This is a genomic window from Nocardia aobensis NBRC 100429 (assembly GCF_000308375.1).
GTDB classification, from domain to species: Bacteria; Actinomycetota; Actinomycetes; order Mycobacteriales; family Mycobacteriaceae; genus Nocardia; species Nocardia aobensis.
On the sequence record NZ_BAFQ01000196.1, the window covers coordinates 31756 to 49166 of the forward strand.

General features: G+C 69.3%; 16 protein-coding genes. 5 read left to right on the forward strand and 11 right to left on the reverse strand.

What is annotated here, in order from left to right; translation table 11 throughout:
- Positions 1-22: 22 nt before the first annotated feature.
- The 4 genes from RJ03_RS25285 to RJ03_RS25300 are packed head-to-tail and all read right to left on the reverse strand — an operon-like array spanning position 23 to position 6517.
- Positions 23-2044 (reverse strand): acetyl/propionyl/methylcrotonyl-CoA carboxylase subunit alpha, encoded by a 2022-nt coding sequence (locus tag RJ03_RS25285; protein ID WP_036506358.1) that lies wholly within the window; start codon positions 2042-2044, stop codon positions 23-25.
- An 8-nt stretch (positions 2045-2052) separates the two neighbouring features.
- A complete protein-coding gene (locus RJ03_RS25290) occupies positions 2053-3657 on the reverse strand; it encodes an acyl-CoA carboxylase subunit beta (RefSeq protein ID WP_036506361.1) in 1605 nt (534 codons plus the stop codon).
- On the reverse strand, positions 3654-4805 hold the full coding sequence (locus RJ03_RS25295) for an acyl-CoA dehydrogenase family protein (protein WP_036506364.1): 1152 nt from the start codon (positions 4803-4805) through the stop codon (positions 3654-3656). Before RJ03_RS25295 ends, RJ03_RS25290 begins: the two co-directional genes overlap by 4 nt.
- A complete protein-coding gene (locus RJ03_RS25300) occupies positions 4802-6517 on the reverse strand; it encodes an acyclic terpene utilization AtuA family protein (RefSeq protein ID WP_036506367.1) in 1716 nt (571 codons plus the stop codon). Before RJ03_RS25300 ends, RJ03_RS25295 begins: the two co-directional genes overlap by 4 nt.
- A gap of 212 nt (positions 6518-6729) precedes the next feature.
- Between RJ03_RS25300 and RJ03_RS37840 the strand changes: the two genes are divergently transcribed.
- The gene (locus tag RJ03_RS37840) at positions 6730-6882 is read left to right on the forward strand and encodes a CG2302 family histidine operon protein (protein ID WP_167332006.1); all 153 of its coding nucleotides are present in this window, start codon (positions 6730-6732) and stop codon (positions 6880-6882) included.
- 12 nt (positions 6883-6894) lie between these two features.
- Here the strand turns inward: RJ03_RS37840 and RJ03_RS25305 are convergent, their stop codons facing one another.
- The 6 genes from RJ03_RS25305 to thiO form a co-directional block, all read right to left on the reverse strand.
- A complete protein-coding gene (locus RJ03_RS25305) occupies positions 6895-7806 on the reverse strand; it encodes an adenylate/guanylate cyclase domain-containing protein (RefSeq protein WP_371507527.1) in 912 nt (303 codons plus the stop codon).
- 522 nt (positions 7807-8328) lie between these two features.
- A complete protein-coding gene (locus RJ03_RS25310; protein WP_036506370.1) occupies positions 8329-9087 on the reverse strand; it encodes an ABC transporter permease in 759 nt (252 codons plus the stop codon).
- Positions 9087-10052, reverse strand: coding sequence for an ABC transporter ATP-binding protein (locus RJ03_RS25315; RefSeq protein ID WP_036506373.1), 966 nt, complete (start codon positions 10050-10052; stop codon positions 9087-9089). The genes RJ03_RS25310 and RJ03_RS25315 overlap by 1 nt, the downstream gene beginning before the upstream one ends.
- Before the next feature lie 134 nt (positions 10053-10186).
- Positions 10187-10963 carry a thiazole synthase gene (locus RJ03_RS25320; RefSeq protein WP_036506409.1) on the reverse strand — a complete coding sequence of 259 codons (777 nt, stop codon included), beginning with the start codon at positions 10961-10963 and terminating at the stop codon, positions 10187-10189.
- Between the two features lies 1 nt (position 10964).
- Positions 10965-11201, reverse strand: a complete 237-nt coding sequence (gene thiS, locus RJ03_RS25325; RefSeq protein WP_051025232.1) for a sulfur carrier protein ThiS — start codon at positions 11199-11201, stop codon at positions 10965-10967.
- Positions 11198-12292, reverse strand: a complete 1095-nt coding sequence (gene thiO, locus RJ03_RS25330; RefSeq protein ID WP_036506375.1) for a glycine oxidase ThiO — start codon at positions 12290-12292, stop codon at positions 11198-11200. Before thiO ends, thiS begins: the two co-directional genes overlap by 4 nt.
- Before the next feature lie 147 nt (positions 12293-12439).
- On the opposite strand from thiO, the gene thiE reads away from it, so the two are divergent.
- Positions 12440-13144 carry a thiamine phosphate synthase gene (thiE, locus tag RJ03_RS25335; RefSeq protein WP_030516618.1) on the forward strand — a complete coding sequence of 235 codons (705 nt, stop codon included), beginning with the start codon at positions 12440-12442 and terminating at the stop codon, positions 13142-13144.
- A gap of 47 nt (positions 13145-13191) precedes the next feature.
- Here thiE and RJ03_RS25340 read toward each other — a convergent pair whose 3' ends face one another.
- A complete protein-coding gene (locus RJ03_RS25340; RefSeq protein WP_083871321.1) occupies positions 13192-13878 on the reverse strand; it encodes an NUDIX hydrolase in 687 nt (228 codons plus the stop codon).
- A gap of 145 nt (positions 13879-14023) precedes the next feature.
- On the opposite strand from RJ03_RS25340, the gene RJ03_RS25345 reads away from it, so the two are divergent.
- The 3 genes from RJ03_RS25345 to RJ03_RS25355 form a co-directional block, all read left to right on the forward strand.
- Positions 14024-15373, forward strand: a complete 1350-nt coding sequence (locus RJ03_RS25345) for a GlnX family signal transduction membrane protein (protein ID WP_036506379.1) — start codon at positions 14024-14026, stop codon at positions 15371-15373.
- Positions 15370-16341 (forward strand): glutamate ABC transporter substrate-binding protein, encoded by a 972-nt coding sequence (locus RJ03_RS25350; RefSeq protein WP_036506382.1) that lies wholly within the window; start codon positions 15370-15372, stop codon positions 16339-16341. Before RJ03_RS25345 ends, RJ03_RS25350 begins: the two co-directional genes overlap by 4 nt.
- Before the next feature lie 3 nt (positions 16342-16344).
- The coding region (locus tag RJ03_RS25355) for a serine/threonine protein kinase (protein ID WP_245552380.1) at positions 16345-17411 on the forward strand (1067 nt) is incomplete at its 3' end.

Genomic DNA, 17411 nt, shown 5'->3' on the forward strand with positions numbered 1-17411 from the left:
GACATTCTCCTGTAGTGGGCCGCTATTCGGCGGCGGCTTCGGCCGGTGTCGTGGTCGCTTCGGCATGGACGACCGCCAGCACGGCGCCGACGTCGACCTGTTGTCCCGCAACCACATTCAGTTCGGTCAGCACTCCGGCCGCCGGGGCGGCGATGGTGTGCTCCATCTTCATGGCCTCGAGCCAGAGAATCGGCTGGCCCTTCTCGACGGCGGTGCCGACCTCGGCGCCCAGCCGGATCACCGAACCCGGCATCGGCGCCAGCAACGACCCCTCCGCGACCTGGTCGGCCGGGTCCGAGAAACGCGGAAGCCTGCGCACCGCGACCGGGCCCAGCGGCGAATCGACCGCCACCAGATCGCCGTAGCGCGCGACCTCGAACCGCCGCCGCACCGAGCCACGCTCGCCGGGCACCCCGAGAACCACGACATCCGGTGTGGCCTCGATCAGCTCGAGCCCCTCGTGCCCCTCGACCTCGAGTCCGGAGCGGGTGAGGCGGTAACGCACCTCGTGCGTCCCCGACACCCGGCTCTCGTAGGACTTGCTCTGCGCCTGTGAGGGCAGGTTGCGCCAGCCGCTGGGCAGCGCCGCGCCGACGCGCGCTCGCGCTCGATTGGCGGCCGCGTCCGCCAGTGCCGCGGCGACGATGGACAGCGCCTCGTCGTCGGGTGACACCAGCGGCGCGGCGAGGTTTTCCAGCCCGTGGGTGGCGAAGAACGCGGTGTCGGTGTCACCGGCGAGGAAGGCCGGATGCCGCAGCACCCGCACCAGCAGATCGCGGTTGGTGACCAGGCCGTGGATGCGGGCCCGCTGCAACGCCGTCGCCAGCAGATGCGCCGCTTCCGCGCGGGTGTCGGCGTAGGAGATGACCTTGGCCAGCATCGGGTCGTAGAACACCCCGACCGCCGAACCGTCCACCACCCCGGAGTCGAGCCGTAACCCGGGCTCGGTCAGTACGGTGAATTCGGCTGTGCCCGGGGCGAATTCGATGCGATGTACCGCGCCGCTCTGCGGCTGCCAGTCGTGTGCCGGATCCTCCGCGTACAACCGCACCTCGATGGAGTGGCCGCGCATCGGCGGCGGCTCCTGCGGCAGCCGGTAGCCCTGCGCCACCTGCAGTTGCAGCCGGACCAGATCCAGACCTGTGGTGCATTCGGTGACCGGATGTTCCACCTGCAGGCGGGTGTTCATCTCCAGGAAGAAGAAATCGCCCTGTTCGTCGGCGAGGAATTCGACCGTGCCCGCGCCCGCGTAGCCGATCGCCTCGGCGGCGAGCCGGGCCGCCTCGAACAACCGCGCCCGCATGGGGGCGATCCGCTCGACCAGCGGCGACGGCGCTTCCTCGACCACCTTCTGATGCCGGCGCTGAATCGAACATTCACGTTCGCCCACCGCCCACACCCGGCCGTGGGTATCGGCCATCACCTGGACCTCGATGTGGCGACCGGTTTCCAGGTAGCGCTCACAGAACACCGTCGGATCGCCGAAGGCCGATTCCGCCTCGCGCCGGGCCGCCTCGAGCTGGTCCGGCAGCTCCGCCAGCGAGCGCACCACCCGCATCCCGCGCCCGCCACCACCGGCGGAGGCCTTGATCAGCACGGGCAGCAGAGCCTCGGTGACCTCGGCGGGATCGAGTTCGGCCAGCACCGGGACGCCCGCGGCGTCCATCATCTTCTTGGATTCGACCTTCGAACCCATCTGCTCGATGGCCGCGACTGGCGGGCCCACCCACGCCAAGCCCGCATCGATCACCTGGCGGGCGAATTCCGCGTTCTCGGACAGGAATCCGTACCCCGGATGAATCGCGTCGGCGCCCGCGGCGCGGGCGGCCTCGATGATCAGATCGCCGCGCAGATAGGTCTCGCCGGGAGTGTTGCCGGGCAGCCGGATCGCCGCATCGGCCTCGGCCACATGCGGTGCGTGCGCATCCGCGTCGGAATACACCGCGGTCGTAGCGATGCCCATGCGCCGGCAGGTCGCGAACACGCGCCGCGCGATCTCTCCGCGGTTGGCGACCAGAACGTTCGTGATCGGCCCTACTGTCATCTCAGACCTCACATCCGGAAGACGCCGAAGCCCTCGGCGCCCTTGATCGGGGCATTGTGGATGGCCGACAACGCCATTCCCAATACCGTGCGGGTGTCGCGGGGGTCGATCACACCGTCGTCGTAGAGCCGGCCCGACATGAACATGGGCAGCGATTCGGCCTCGATCTGGGCCTCGATCATCGCGCGCATGCCCTTGTCGGCCTCCTCGTCGAACGCCTGGCCGCGCGCCTCGGCGGCGGCTCGGCCCACGATCGAGATCACGCCCGCCAGCTGCGCACCGCCCATCACCGCGGATTTCGCACTGGGCCAGGCGAAGACGAAGCGCGGATCATAGGCGCGCCCGCACATGCCGTAGTGCCCGGCCCCGTAGGAGGCGCCCATCAGCAGCGAGATGTGCGGCACCTTCGAATTGGAGACGGCGTTGATCATCATCGCGCCGTGCTTGATGATGCCCTTCTGCTCGTACTCCTTACCGACCATGTAGCCGGTGGTGTTGTGCAGGAACAGCAGTGGGGTGTTCGACTGGTTGGCCAGCTGGATGAACTGCGCGGCCTTCTGCGCCTCCTCGGAGAACAGCACCCCGCGGGCGTTGGCGAGGATGCCGACCGGATAGCCGTGCAGCTCCGCCCATCCGGTCACCAGGCTGGAACCGTAGAGCGGTTTGAACTCGTCGAAATCGGAGCCGTCCACCACCCGGGCGACGACCTCGCGCGGGTCGAACGGAATCTTCAGATCGGTGGGCACGATGCCGAGCAGTTCCTCGGAATCGTAGAGCGGTTCGATCACCTCGGCGCGCGGACGCGGGGCGGGCCCGGTCTTGCGCCAGTTCAGCCGCCGCACGATGGACCGGCCGATCCGGATGGCGTCCTGTTCGTCGGCGGCGAGATAGTCCGCGAGACCGGATGTGCGGGCGTGCATTTCGGCGCCGCCGAGCGATTCGTCGTCGGACTCCTCACCGGTCGCCATCTTGACCAGCGGCGGCCCACCGAGGAATACCTTGGAGCGTTCCTTGATCATGACGGTGTAGTCGGACATGCCGGGAATGTAGGCGCCACCGGCGGTGGAGTTGCCGAAAACCAGTGCGATGGTGGGGATTCCGGCCGCGGAGAGCCGGGTGAGGTCGCGGAACATGCGACCACCCGGGACGAACACCTCCTTCTGCGTCGGCAGATCGGCACCGCCGGATTCCACCAGGCCGATCACCGGGAGCCGGTTCTCCAGCGCGATGTCGTTCATGCGCAGGTTCTTGCGCAGCGTCCACGGATTCGACGTGCCGCCGCGCACGGTCGGATCGGGGGCCACGATCATGCACTCGACACCCTCGACGATGCCGATGCCCGCGATCACCGAGGCGCCCACGTGGAATTCACTGCCCCAGGCGGCCAGCGGCGCCAACTCCAGGAACGGCGAATCCTCGTCGATGAGCAATTCGATGCGCTCGCGCGCGGTGAGCTTGCCGCGCTTACGGTGGCGCGCCATCTTGTCCGGGCCGCCGCCCGCGATGTTCTTGGCGTATTCGGCCTCGACCTCGGCCAGTTTCTCGGTCATGGCGTCGGCGGCGGTGCGGTAGTCCGCCGAATTCGGGTCGATGGCTGTACGGAGAGTGCTCAAGATTGGTACCCCAATCGCTTGGCCGCGAGGCTGGTCAGGATTTCGTTGGTGCCGCCGCCGATGCCGAGGATGCGCACATCGCGGTAGTGGCGCTCCACCTCGGATTCGCGCATGTAACCCAGGCCGCCGAACAACTGAACCGCTTGGTGGGCAACCCATTCCGCGGTCTCCACGGCGGTGTTCTTGGCGAAGCACACCTCGGCGATCAGATCGGTTTCCCCGTCCGCCGCGCGTTCGGCCACGTGCCGGGTGTAGACGCGGGCGACGTCGATGCGCCGGGCCATCTCCGACAGCGTGTTCTGCACGGCCTGCCGGCTGATCAGCGGGCGGCCGAAGGTCTCGCGGTCGCGGCACCACCGCAGGGTCAGATCGAGGCAGCGCTGCGCATGCCCGTAGGCCTGCACCGCCAGCCCCACCCGCTCGCTGACGAAAGCCTGTGCGATCTGGGCGAATCCGGAGTTTTCGGCGCCCACCAGATTCGATACCGGCACCCGCACGTCGACATAGGACAGTTCGGCGGTGTCGGAGGCCAGCCAGCCCATCTTCTCCAGTTTGCGGCTGACCGTGAATCCCGGCCGATCCTTCTCGACCAGCAGCAACGACACCCCGGATGCGCCGGGGCCACCCGTGCGCACGGCGGTCACCACGTAGTCGGCGCGCACCCCGGAGGTGATGAAGGTCTTCGCGCCGTTGACCACGTAGTCGTCGCCGTCGCGCACCGCGCTGGTGGTGAGATGGCCGACGTCGGAGCCGCCACCGGGTTCGGTGATGGCCAGCGAGCCGATCTTCTCCCCCGCAAGAGTGGGCTTCACCCAGCGTTCGATCAGTTCCGTGTTGCCGGACGCGGCCATGTGCGGCACCGCGATACCGCAGGTGAACAGGGAGGCGAACAGTCCGCCCGAGCAGCCGGCGTAGTGCATCTCCTCGGCCACGATGGCCGCGTCGATCCCGTCTCCGCCCGCACCGCCGACCGCCTCCGGGAACTGGATGCCGAGCAGTCCGAGCGCACCGGCCTTCTTGTGCAGTTCACGGGGAATCTCACCGGCACGCTCCCATTCGTCCAGACCGGGCAGCACCTCGCGCTCGGCGAAACCGCGGACGGTAGCGCGTAATTCACGCCGCTCGGGCGTATCCCAGACACTGCTCACGGTAGTAACTCCACGGGTATGTCGATGTGGCGGGACCGCAGCCATTCGCCGAGTCCCTTGGCTTGCGGATCGAATCGGGCCTGGTAGGCGACGCCGAGGCCGAGCAGGTCCTCGACGATGAAGTTGACCGCCCGCAGGTTCGGCAGCACGTGCCGGGTGACGGTGAGCTTCGCGGTCTCGGGCAGCAGCGCCCGCAGCGTGTCGACGGTGAGGGTGTGCACCAGCCACCGCCACTGGTCGTCGGTGCGCACCCACACTCCGATATTGGCGTTTCCACCCTTGTCGCCGCTGCGGGCCAGAGCGATGGAACCGAGTGGGACACGGCGTGTTTCACTCGCCGGAAGCGGCTTCGGCAGCTCGGGTTCGGCCACCTCGTCCAGCTCCCGGGTCCGCGCGGGCGGGGCGATCGGCACGCGCGTTCCGTCGGGCAGTACCGCGGTGTGCGCGACCTCGGTCGCGTCGACATAGCCCGCGGTGTAGACGCCGTAGGGCGCACCGTTTCCGGGCGGGGTGGTCATGGTGAAGCCGGGATAGCTGGCCAGCGCCAATTCGACTGCGACACTGGAGAATGCGCGTCCCACCTTATTGGGATCAGGGTCGCGGACCACGCAGCGCAGCAGGGCGCTGGCCTGTTCCTCGGTCTCGGCGTCGGGACGGTCCAGCCGCGACAGCGACCAGTCCAGTTCGGCCGGGCGCACCGGCAGCCAGCTCTCCAATTGCCGCTGTGCCAGTGCGGCTTTGGCCTCGATGTCGAGACCGGTCAACACGAAGGTCATCTCGTTGCGGAAGCCGCCCAGGGTGTTCAGCGAGACCTTCAACCGCGGCGGCGGCGCCTCACCGGTCACGCCGCTGATCAGCACCCGGTCGTCACCGTCGGCGGCGAGCCGGATGCTGTCGAGGCGTGCGGTGACATCGGGTCCGGCGTAGCGCGCGCTCTGGATCTCGTACATCAGCTGCGCTTCGACGGTATCGACGGTGACCGCGCCACCGGTGTTCGCGTGTTTGGTGATGACGCTGCTGCCGTCGCGGCGGACCTCGGCGATCGGGAAGCCGGGACGGTCCGGATTCTCGATCTCGGTGAAGAACGCGAAGTTGCCGCCGGTGGCCTGGGTACCGCATTCGATGACGTGCCCGGCTACCACCGCACCCGCCAGGGCGTCGAAATCGTCTCGGGCCCAGCCGAAGTGGGCTGCCGCCGGTCCGACGACCACGGAGGCGTCGGTGACCCGGCCGGTGACGACGATATCGGCTCCGGCGTTCAGCGCCTCGGCGATACCCCACGCGCCCAGGTAGGCGTTGGCGGTCAGCGGTGCGCCCAAGCCCAGTTCCTGGGCGCGCGGGAGCAGGTCGTCTCCTTCGACGTAGGCGATCTTCGGTGTGAGGCCGAGCTTTTCGGCCACCTCGGCGATCCGCTGCGCCAATCCCGCCGGATTGAGTCCGCCCGCGTTCGCGACGATGCGCACGCCGCGCTCGAGCGCCAGGCCGAGGCAGTCCTCGAGTTGCCGGACGAAGGTCTTGGCATAGCCGAGGGAAGGATCCTTCATCCGGTCGCGGCCGAGGATCAGCATGGTCAGTTCGGCGAGATAGTCACCGGTGAGCACGTCGAGTTGCCCGCCCTCGAGCATCTCGCGCATCGCGCTCAACCGGTCGCCGTAGAAGCCGGAACAGTTGCCGATCCGGAGGACCTCCGGATCGACGCCGAGACTCGTCATCTGCGCGGCGCCTCCTCATGCGACGTGCCTGCCGCAGCGGCTGTGCTGCGTCGGGTTCCAGGTTCACATCGGGTACAGAAAAAATCAAGCCTGCGTGCTTGTTAATTGCCGAAAGCGCAGGTAGAAACTGCGCCGGCCGACCCGGCCGCTATCGCGAACCGGCCGAACCGGCCGGTGTCCGGTGCTCTCGAGCCACCGGGCAAGATGGCAGGGTGTCCAATTCCGTGATCGTCGTACTCCTGCTGGCCGTGGCCGGATTCCTGGTCGGCGGCGCCTTCACCATGTGGAAGAACTCCCGGGTGCTGTCGGTGATGCTGGGCGTCTGCGCGGTCCTCGCGGTCGTCGGCGTGGTCACCTGGTGGTAGACCGCCCGGCGCCTAGTCTCCGGCGAGGCGGAAGATGCGCATCCCCTCCGGAACGCCGTTGAGCGGTGCGGCGAACATGCTGCGCCGATAGGGCTTGGCCGCGACCTCGAGTTCCTTCAGCGTGCTCGGCTCCAGCGCTTCGAGAGTGGTCTCCGAGATCATCGTGTTGCCGTTGCCGCCGGCCTCCATCACCCGGGCGGCGATGGTGACGTCCACCCCCAGCCAGTCGCCGCCGATCTCGCGCGGCGTCCCGGTGTGCAGACCCGCCCGCATACGCGGCCGATATCCCGCCACCTCGACCCGGTCCAAGTTCTTCTTCGCGGTCAGCACCGCACGCACCGCACTGTCCGGGGAGGCGAAGACCGCCATCACCCCGTCGCCCATGCGCTTGACGACCTGACCGCCCCGATCGACGATCGGCGGTTCGATGGCTCGCGCCACCCGCCGCAGCAACTCCAGCGTCGCCTCGTCACCGGCCGACAGCGACCATCGCGAGAACGCCACGAGGTCGGTGAAGACCACCGTGATCTCCGCACTACCCTTCCCGCGGCCGACGCGCTCCAGCATGGCCTGCCAGACCTGCAGCGCGCCCAGACCGAGCTCCTTGGCCGCGCTGGGATTGTCGCCCACGATCTTGTCGGCCGCGCGGGCCACCGCCCGCGCACCGCCGGGCCCGGACAGCGACAGCGGGTCGCCGAATGCGGGATCGCCGGGCAGGCTCTCGCGCGCCTTGCGAATCACGCCGATGACGTCGGCGCGCTGATTGGCCGCGGCCATCAGCGAGGACAGCTGATCGGATCGGCGCCGGCCGAACGAGCGCAGGCGAGATTCGGCCTCGTCGGCCGGCGTGAGCGGAATCACGATCTCGACATCCGGATCGAGCCCGGGATCGACGCCGGATTCGGGCCGGTCGACCGGCAGCACCGTATCGGCTCGTGTCGTATCGCCGTTTCGACGGTTGTCCGCACCGGAACCGGTCCCCCTTTTGCCCCGCCTAGCGGCGGTGCCGTTGCGACGCGACCCCGAACCGCCCGTGCGGTTTCGCGCATCTCCGGGACGGGCTGCGCGGGACGCGTTTTCGCCGTCGCCGGAAGGTCTTTCGCTCACATCCCGAGCGTAGCCAATGATCGCCACCTGCCACCTCTCTATCGGACGGAGCGGGCACAGCGCTGGGTCCGCCGATGGATAACGTGTTGGTTGCCCGGCCGATGTTACCCACCGGCTCTTCCACACGGAAGGTCCAACGGGGCTGTTAACGAAGGCTTTGCACACAGCACACCGGCCTGATGCACAGCGCGAAACGGCTGCACATCAGGCCGGTGATCGTCACATTCGCCGGGCAGTGGCGGCTGTGACCGGGATAGCAGTCCCCCGACAGGACCGCCCTCCCGCTCCCGGGCTTCGCGAGGGTGAGCGCCCGGGAACGGGCAGGTATCAGGTTGTGGATCAGGCGTCGCGGCGGTCGACCACGATGAGCGCGGCACCGAAGACGACCGCCACGAAGACGATGAAGTAGACCAGCCCTCCCCACGGCCCCCAGTGCCAGTGCGCCGCGGAGGTGCCCTCCCCGAGGAACCGGTTGATGTTGGCGAAGGGCAGGAACGGCTGCACGCTGCGGCCGAAGCTGCCGAAACTACCGAGCAGCGTCTCGATCAGCAAGGGCCACAACACGATCAGCGAAATCGCCGCGGCCGACTGCCGCACCAGGGCGCCGACGCCGACCGACAGGATCACCGCCAGGAAGGCGTAGATCGCCAGTCCGTAGAGCGCGCGCCAATCGGCGTCGGAGTTCAGGCTCATCTGCCGCCCCGCATCGCCGGCCAGCGGTTTCGCGATGAGATAGGCCAGCAGACCCAGCACGAAGGTCAGCACCGCCGCGTAGGCGCCGGTCAGCAGGGCCTTGGTGGTGAGGACCAGGGACCGGTTCGGGGTCGCCTGGAAGGTGGTCCGGATGATGCCGAAGCGGTATTCACTGGTCACGGTGAGGGCGGCCATGATCATCAGAACCATGACGCCGAAGCCGGAGACACCGACCATGGCGCCGGCCGTGGTCAGCGTCGATTCGTTCTCATGGCCCATGCTGGCCCGCGAGACGCCCGCGATCAGGGCGGCCAGACCCAGGCCCAGCGCCACGACGATCGCCGAGCACCACCATGGTGACCGAGTCGAGGTGAGTTTGATCCGCTCCGCAGCGACGATACCCATCAGAGCGCACCTCCCATCGCCTGCTCGACACCCTCACCGTGGTACTGCACCGCACCTCCGGTCATCCGCATGAACGCCTCCTCGAGCGAAGCCTGTTGCGGCGCAAGCTCATACAGGGTGATGCTGTTCGCGCCCGCCAATTTGCCGATGGCGTCGCTGGTTTCCCCGACCACCACCAGCGCGGGGGCGGTGTCGGCCGAGCCTTCCCGGTCGGCCGCGCTGCCGTCCTCGCGCACGGTCATCCCGTTCGAGGTGAGCAGGCTGCGCAGCTCGTCCAATTGCGGACTGCGCACCCGCACGGTCGATTCCGACGACTTCGCGATGAAGTCCTTGGTGTCGGTGTCGGCGATCAGTCTGCCGCGCCCGATCACGACCAGATGGTCGGCGGTCTGCGCCATTTCCGACAGCAGATGGCTCGACACCAGCACGGTGCGCCCCTCGGCGGCCAGCCGCTGCATGAACCGCCGGATCCACAGAATGCCCTCGGGGTCCAGTCCGTTGACCGGTTCGTCGAACAGCAGCACCGGCGGATCGCCGAGCAGCGCCCCGGCCAGGCCGAGCCGCTGCGACATGCCGAGCGAGAATCCGCCGGCCTTCTTGTCGGCGACCTCGGTCAAGCCCACCAGCCGCAGCACCTCTTCCACCCGGCCGGCCGGAATGTCGTTGGCGGCGGCCATCCAGCGCAGATGCGAGCGAGCCGACCGGTTCGGATGGACCCACTTGGCGTCCAGCAGGGCGCCGACCGCGCGCAGCGGATGATCCAGCTCGCGGTAGCGCTTGCCCTGGATGACCGCCGTCCCGGCCGTGGGCTGATCCAGGCCGAGGATCATCCGCATGGTGGTCGACTTACCGGCGCCGTTCGGGCCGAGGAACCCGGTCACCTTGCCGGGTGTGACCGTGAACGACAGGTTCTCGACGGCAACGGTCGCACCGAAGCGCTTGGTAAGACCTCTGCATTCGATCATGGGCACCAGTCTCCCCGAGAACGCGGCACGCGACCATCGCTCACAGGTCGCGAGTCCGGTCATCCTCGAGGATGAGGGGGACCCCTAGGGTCCCGGTGAGCTCACCCAGCCCCGACCTGGGGACATCCCCGTGTTCACACCGCGGGAGAGGAAGCCTGGGCCCAGAACCGCTTGGGGATACGCCCGGCGTGGCGGGCCAGGTGACCGGCCTGCACCGCGGCGGCCATCGCCGTCGCCATCCGGGCCGGATGCCGGGCACGGGTGACGGCGGTGGCCAGCAGGACGGCCGAACAGCCCAGTTCCATCGCCAGAGCGGCGTCGCTCGCCGTGCCGATTCCCGCGTCCAGCACGACCGGAACCCCGGCGGCCTCGACGATCATCTCGATATTGTGCGGATTGCCGATGCCCAGCCCGGTGCCGATCGGCGAACCGAGCGGCATGACCGCGGCACAGCCGGCATCCTCCAAGCGGCGCGCGAGGACCGGATCGTCGGTGGTGTAGGGCAGCACCACGAAGCCGTCGTCGACCAATTGCTCTGCGGCCGCGACCAATTCGATGGCATCCGGCAGCAGGGTGCGTTCGTCGGCGATGACCTCGAGTTTCACCCAATCGGTTTCCAGCGCCTCGCGCGCCAGCTGCGCGGTGAGGACCGCCTCGGCGGCGGTGCGGCAACCGGCGGTATTGGGCAGCGGGGCGATGTCGAGGCGTTTGAGCAGATCGAGCACGCCCGTTCCGCCCGCGGCGTCGATCCGGCGCATGGCGACGGTGGTCAATTCGGTACCGGAGGCGACCAGCGCCTCCTCGAGCACCGCCAGATTCTCCGCACCACCGGTGCCCATGATCAGCCGGGAGCCGAATTCGCGATCGGCGATGCGCAGCGGCTCGACCGGCCGCGATTCTGTGCCCGGAATGTCAGCCACCCTGCACCGCCGTCAGGACCTCGATCTCCCAGCCCCGGTCGACCGGCTCGTCCCACCGCGACTTCGGGAACAGTGAACCGTCCACCGCCAGGGCCACGCCGCGGCACGGCAGTTCCAGACGCTCGAGCAGTTCCCGGACGGTGAGCGGCTCCGCGAAGACGTGCTCGGTGCCGTTCACCGTGACGCCGACGGGAATCGATGGGGACGCGGAACTCGGTTGCGCGGTCACTGGTTACCTCCTGATGATGATGCGGGAGTAGCGGTTTCGGCGGTGGCGAAACGGTGCGGGTCGGCGGCCTTCGCCTCGGCGAGGACGTCGTCTGCCAGCAGCGCCGCCACCGCGTCGACGGTGATCGGTACGCCGAGAATGCCGTTGCGCCCGTGCCCGGTGGCGGCGATCACCCGATCCGAGAGCCATCCGATCAGCGGCAGATTGTCGGGGGTGCCGGGACGTCCGCCCGCGGCGGCCTCCGCCAGTTCGTATTCGCCGAGGGCCGGCCACACCGCTTCCGCGTCGGCGATCAGATCGCGGACCCCGGCCACGGTCACGGTGGTGTCGAATCCGGCCTCGTACTGCGTGGCCCCGACCACCAGGCCGTCGGCGCGCGGAACCAGATAAACCGGCCGGCCGTGCACCCGCGCGCGGATCACCGAGGACGGCGGCGGCGGAGTGCCCGGGCGCCGGCGCAACCGCAGGATCTCGCCCTTGACCGGGCGCACCGGCAGCTCCCACAGTCGCGCGCTGGCCGACCCCGCGGCCAGCACGATCCGGTCGTGGTCGAGTTCGTCCACAGCCGTCACGGGTGTGGGATCGATGTGCACACCGGCCTGTTCACATCCGCGGCGCAGGGCCGCGAGCAGCAGGCGATTGTCCACCGCCGGCTCGTCCACGGCCAGCAGACCGGCCCGGACGGTGCGCGAGAGCCCGGCCTCGGTCGCGCGGACCCCGGCCCGGTCGAGCACGCGCATCGCATATCCGTGGCCGGCGCAGAAGTCGGCGATCGTGCGCAGGTCGGCGGCATCGGCCGCGTCCAGTGCCAGGGTGAGGGTCTGCCGGGCCACGAAGACGTCCACCCCGGTGGCCTCTCGCAGCCGGGCGCCGAATTCCGGCCAGCGCCGCAGCGACGCCGCACCGAATTCGAGCAGGTCGTCCTCACCGGGCCAGCCCTCCGAGAGAGGAGCGAGCATGCCGCCCGCGACCCAGGACGCGCCGGACCCCACACCGGGATCGAGAATCGTCACCGACCAGCCCTGTTCGGCGGCCCGCCAGGCCACCGACAGACCGATCACACCCCCACCCACGACGGCCAGACTTCGCATCACTCCACCTCGCTCGGGTCCCGGACTCGCTCGGACCGCGCCGTGCACGGCCGACACCGGGAAATCGGCGTTCCCGCGCGGCCGCCATCGCTGCGGGAATGCCCTCTTGTTTCGCCTCTCCACGGTAGCGCGGCTACGGTCGAAGCCGTGCAACCGTCCCAACCGCAACGCCCGATGGCACCGCGCGAACGCCTGGCCTCGGCCCGGCTCTACCTGTGCACCGACGCCCGGCGCGATACCGGTGATCTGGCCGCATTCGCCGAGGCGGCGCTCTCCGGTGGTGTCGACATCATCCAGCTGCGTGACAAGGGTTCGGCCGGCGAGGCGAAGTTCGGGCCGCTCGAGGCCGGCGCCGAACTCGGCGCGCTGGCCGAACTGAAGGCCGCCGCCCGCCGCCACGGCGCGCTCGTAGCGGTCAACGATCGCGCCGATATCGCACTGGCGGCCGGCGCCGATGTGCTGCATCTGGGCCAGGGCGATCTACCGCCCTGGTACGCCCGCCGGATCGTCGGGCCGGATGTGGTGATCGGCCGATCCACCCACAATCGCAACCAGGCCGGGCTCGCGGTCGTCGACGAGCACATCGACTACTTCTGCACCGGGCCGGTGTGGAATACGCCGACCAAACCGGGCCGCACCGCGGCGGGTATCGAGTTGGTGCGCTCGACCGCGGAGTCGCATCCGACCCGGCCGTGGTTCGCGATCGGCGGGATCGATCGCGACCGCCTGCCGGAGGTGCTCGCGGCCGGCGCCGACCGAGTGGTCGTGGTGCGTGCGATCACGGCGGCGCGCGACCCGCAGGCCGCCGCCCGCGAACTCAAACAGCGGTTGCTGGAGAACGCGGCGAACTGATACACAGCCGTACACATGGGGAGGACACGGCTATTCACATACGGCGTTCAGTCCAGTACCTGGTCCAGGGTCAGCACCAGCGTTTCCTCGTACTGCGCGTACCCACCGGATCCGTTCTCGCCGGATCCGTTCTCGCGCTGCGCGATCCGGGCGGTCGGCGCGGCGACATCGTGCGTGTCGAGCCACAGGAAGCCCCGATCGGCGAGGTCGATCGTGCGCGGCAGCACCGCCGCGATGGCGGCCGCCTCGGCCAGTCCGTCCAGTTCGAGCCGGGCCGCGGCCGCGCGCAGCCCGGGCCACGCGACGGCGAATCCGGGATGCAGCGGCCGGGCGTCGACCTCCTCCTCGGGGACCCACGCCAGTTCCGCGCTTTCGCGATTCGCGGTGGTCGCCAAGGTTTCCGACACATCGGCCACCACGGTGGTGTAGGTCCAGCCGGAGTCCGCGGTACTCGTCACCCGGCTGCCGCGCACCCGGACCGCCTCCGGATCGATTCCGGCTTCTTCCTGCGCCTCACGGACCGCAGCGTGCACGCTGGTCTCATGACTGTCGCGTGCACCACCGGGCAGCGCCCACGTTCCACCCTGATGGCTCCACGGCGCCCGGTGTTGCAGCAGCACCAATGCGCCGCCGCCCTGCCGGGGTGCCCGCAGCAGCAGTCCGGCGGCCCCGAACAGGCCCCACTGCCGCGTCCCATCGGGGCTTTCCAAGAAGCCGTCTCCGTCACCGCGCATGCTCCGCCTCGTCCCGATCCGCGCCGGCGTCCTGACCGCCGGCCTCCGGTACCGCCGTCGTGACCGACACATATCGGGCGGTACCGGTACGACCACAATAAGCTCAGTCCGCACAATGCAACCCGCTGAACGAACGGAGGTGGGCATGGCTCGAATCGGGCATTCGCAGCTCGACGAGCTGTCCCCGCGGGCCGCGGCTGCCGCCGTGCGCAGCCGGCTCGACGCGACCGATGTCCGCGCGTTCGCGCGCTCGTCCCCCGCCCGGCTGATCGCGCTGGGCCTGTTACTGCTCGGGCTGTGCCTGATCGCCGGCGCCGTCACCTCCGCAGAGGTGGGCCACCGCCAGCACGCCCTGGACTATCTGCTCGACGAGGCCGAACCGGACGCCAATTCCGCACAGCATCTCTACACCTCGCTGTCGGTGGCAGATGCCGCCGCCGGCACCGCCTTCATCTCCGGGGGGCTGGAACCGAAACCGGTGCGCGATCGCTACGACCAGGCGGTCGGCGAGGCAGCGGCGGAGCTGGTGGCCCAGTCCGACAACGCCGGCACGCCCGGCTCGGTCACACCCGATGCCGACACCCGGCTGCGCACCGGTGTGGCCACCGAACTGCCGGTCTACACCGGCCTCATCGAGACCGCGCGCGCCAACAACCGCGAAGGCCATCCCGTCGGCGCCGCCTATCAGAGCGAGGCGTCGAATCTCATGCAGACCACCATGCTTCCGACCGCGCAGGAGTTGCAGGAGCACCGGTCCGCGGCGATCGCGGCGACCCAGCGCCAGCACGTGCGGCCGCCGTGGGCGGCGATCGTGCTGCCGATCCTGACGCTCGCCGCACTGGTGGCGGCGCAGTTCTATCTGGCCCGGCGCTGGCATCGAGTGCTCAACCCGGGTCTGCTGGTGGCCTCCGGCATTCTGCTGATCCTGCTGGCCTGGACGGTGATCGCCGGATCGTTCTCGGCGGTGGCGACCACCTCGGGACGCGACGACGGCGCGGTGCCGGGCGCCCAGCTGACCGAGAGCCGCATCCTGGCCCAGCAGGCGCGGGCGGCGGAGACGCTGAAATTGGTGCGCCGCGATGCCAGCGGCGACTACGACCACACCTACGACACCGCCACCGCACGGCTCGACGATCTGCTCACCCACTATCCGGGCGGCGCACCGGGCGCCGACGATGTGCGCAATGCGCATGCGGCACTGGGCCGTTGGCGTTCGGCCCATCAGCGGATGAACGACGCGCTGGGCCGCGGCGATTTCCCGGCCGCCACCGCGGTGGCGATCGGCGCGGATCCGGCGCAGGCCAGCGCGGCGGTCGACACCCTCGACAACGCGCTCGCCGCCGGTATGGGTGAAACGCGGAATACGTTGCGCGGGGAGATATCCGATGCCGCGCGGTCGCTGGATTTCCTGGCCCCGGGCGCACTCACCCTGGCCGCGCTGGCGGCGGTGTTCGTGGTGGCCGGGCTGTGGCCGCGTTTGAGGGAGTACCGATGAGAGCGAGGCGGGTCGCGGCAGCGGCATTGGCGGCATCGGCCCTGCTGGCCGGCGGTTGCGGCGGTGCGCCGAGCGCCCCGCGCACCGGCGGCAGCGGCACCTACACCGAACCGCCACTGCCGGCCAATGCCGTTGTGACACAACCACAGTCGGCACCCGCCCCCGCACTCGAACCACAATGCGGTAATCCCACCGCCAGCCTGCGTCCCGGCGCCGATCACGGGCCCGCCCTCGACGCCGTCCGCGCGCGCGGGCGATTGCTGGTCGGGCTGGATCCCGGCAGCAATCTGTTCAGCTTCCGCGATCCGATCAGCGGCACCCTCGCCGGCTTCGATGTCGACGTCGCCGCCGAGATCGCGCGCGATCTGTTCGGCGATCCGCGCCGCATCGAGTACCGGATCCTCGGTTCGGCGGATCGTGAACGGGCACTGCAGGATCACAGCGTCGACGTGGTGGTGAAGACCATGACCATCACCTGCGACCGACGCCAGCGCGTCGATTTCTCCACCACCTACCTGATGTCGCATCAACGCGTCCTGGCGGTGAAGGGATCCGGCATCACCTCGATGGCGGATCTGGGCGGTAAGCGGGTCTGCGCGGTGGGCGGCACCACCTCGCTCGACCGGATTCGGCACATCCAGCCGACGGCCGCGATCATGACGGTGCCGACCTGGGCGGACTGCCTGGTGGTATTGCAGCAACGCCAGGTCGACGCGATCAGCACCGATGACGCGCTGCTCGCCGGGCTGGCGGCGCAGGACCCCTACGCCGAGGTGGTGGGCCCCGCCCTCAGTGACGAGCCGTACGGCGTCGGCGTTCCGAAGGGTAACGACGATATGGTCCGATTCGTGAACGCCACCCTGCAGCGGTTGCGCACCGACGGCACCTGGGATCGGCTCTATCAGCATTGGCTGGCGCCCGCGCTGGGCCCCGCGGCCGGACCGCCGGAACCGACCTATCGGGACTGATCCATGTCCGAGCACCACGACTTCCCCGAACCCGAGTACCCGCCGACATCTCGCACGCCCGCACCGGAATCCGATGAGGATCCGACGACACCGCAGGCCCGCCACGACCCGGAATCGCCGGAGACCCGGAAAACTCCCGGGCCTCGGCAGATCCATGGGACGCAGCACATCCATGGAACTCAGCGCGCCGACCTGCCCACCGCCGCAACACCTTTCACCGTGTCGGATACCGCCGCGGCCACGGCCGGCACCGGCGGGCCCGACACCTCGTCGTATCCGAGCGAGCCGAGTCGCCCCACCGGACGCAGCGGGCGCACGGTCCGCTCCCGCCCCACGGTCCGTCGCCTGGGCGCCGGTCTGGTGCCGATTCCGGCTGTGCCGCAACTGGATCCGATGGTGGCGGTGCTCGCCGATCCGGTGGTGGCCGAGGGACGGCGGTACTGCTGGCGCTGCGGCCGGCCGGTCGGGCGCACGACGGCCGCACACGCCGCCACGGCCGTCGGCATCTGCGACAACTGCGGCGCACCCTACGATTTCCGCCCGTACCTGCGGGCCGGCGATCGCGTCGCCGGGCAGTACGAGATTCAGGGCTGTATCGCGCACGGCGGGCTCGGCTGGATCTATCTCGCGATCGACCGCAATGTCAGCGACCGCTGGGTGGTGCTGAAGGGCCTGCTGCACGGCGGGGATGCCGAGGCCCAGGCCGTCGCCGTGGCCGAACGCCAATATCTGGCCGAACTGGCCCATCCGAGCATTGTCAAGATCCACAACTTCGTCGAACATCCCGGTCCCGGCGGCTCGCCGATCGGCTACATCGTCATGGAGTACGTGGGCGGTCGCTCACTGCGTGATCTGCTCGACAGCCATCCGCGGCCGGAGCGGATGCCGGTGCCGGAAGCGATCGCCTACATCCTGGAGATCCTGCCCGCGCTGGAATACCTGCACGCGCTGGAACTGGCCTACAACGACCTCAAGCCCGACAACATCATGGTCACCGAGGATCAGGTGAAACTGATCGACCTGGGCGCGACGGCACCGTTCGACTCCTACGGAAATCTGTACGGCACCAA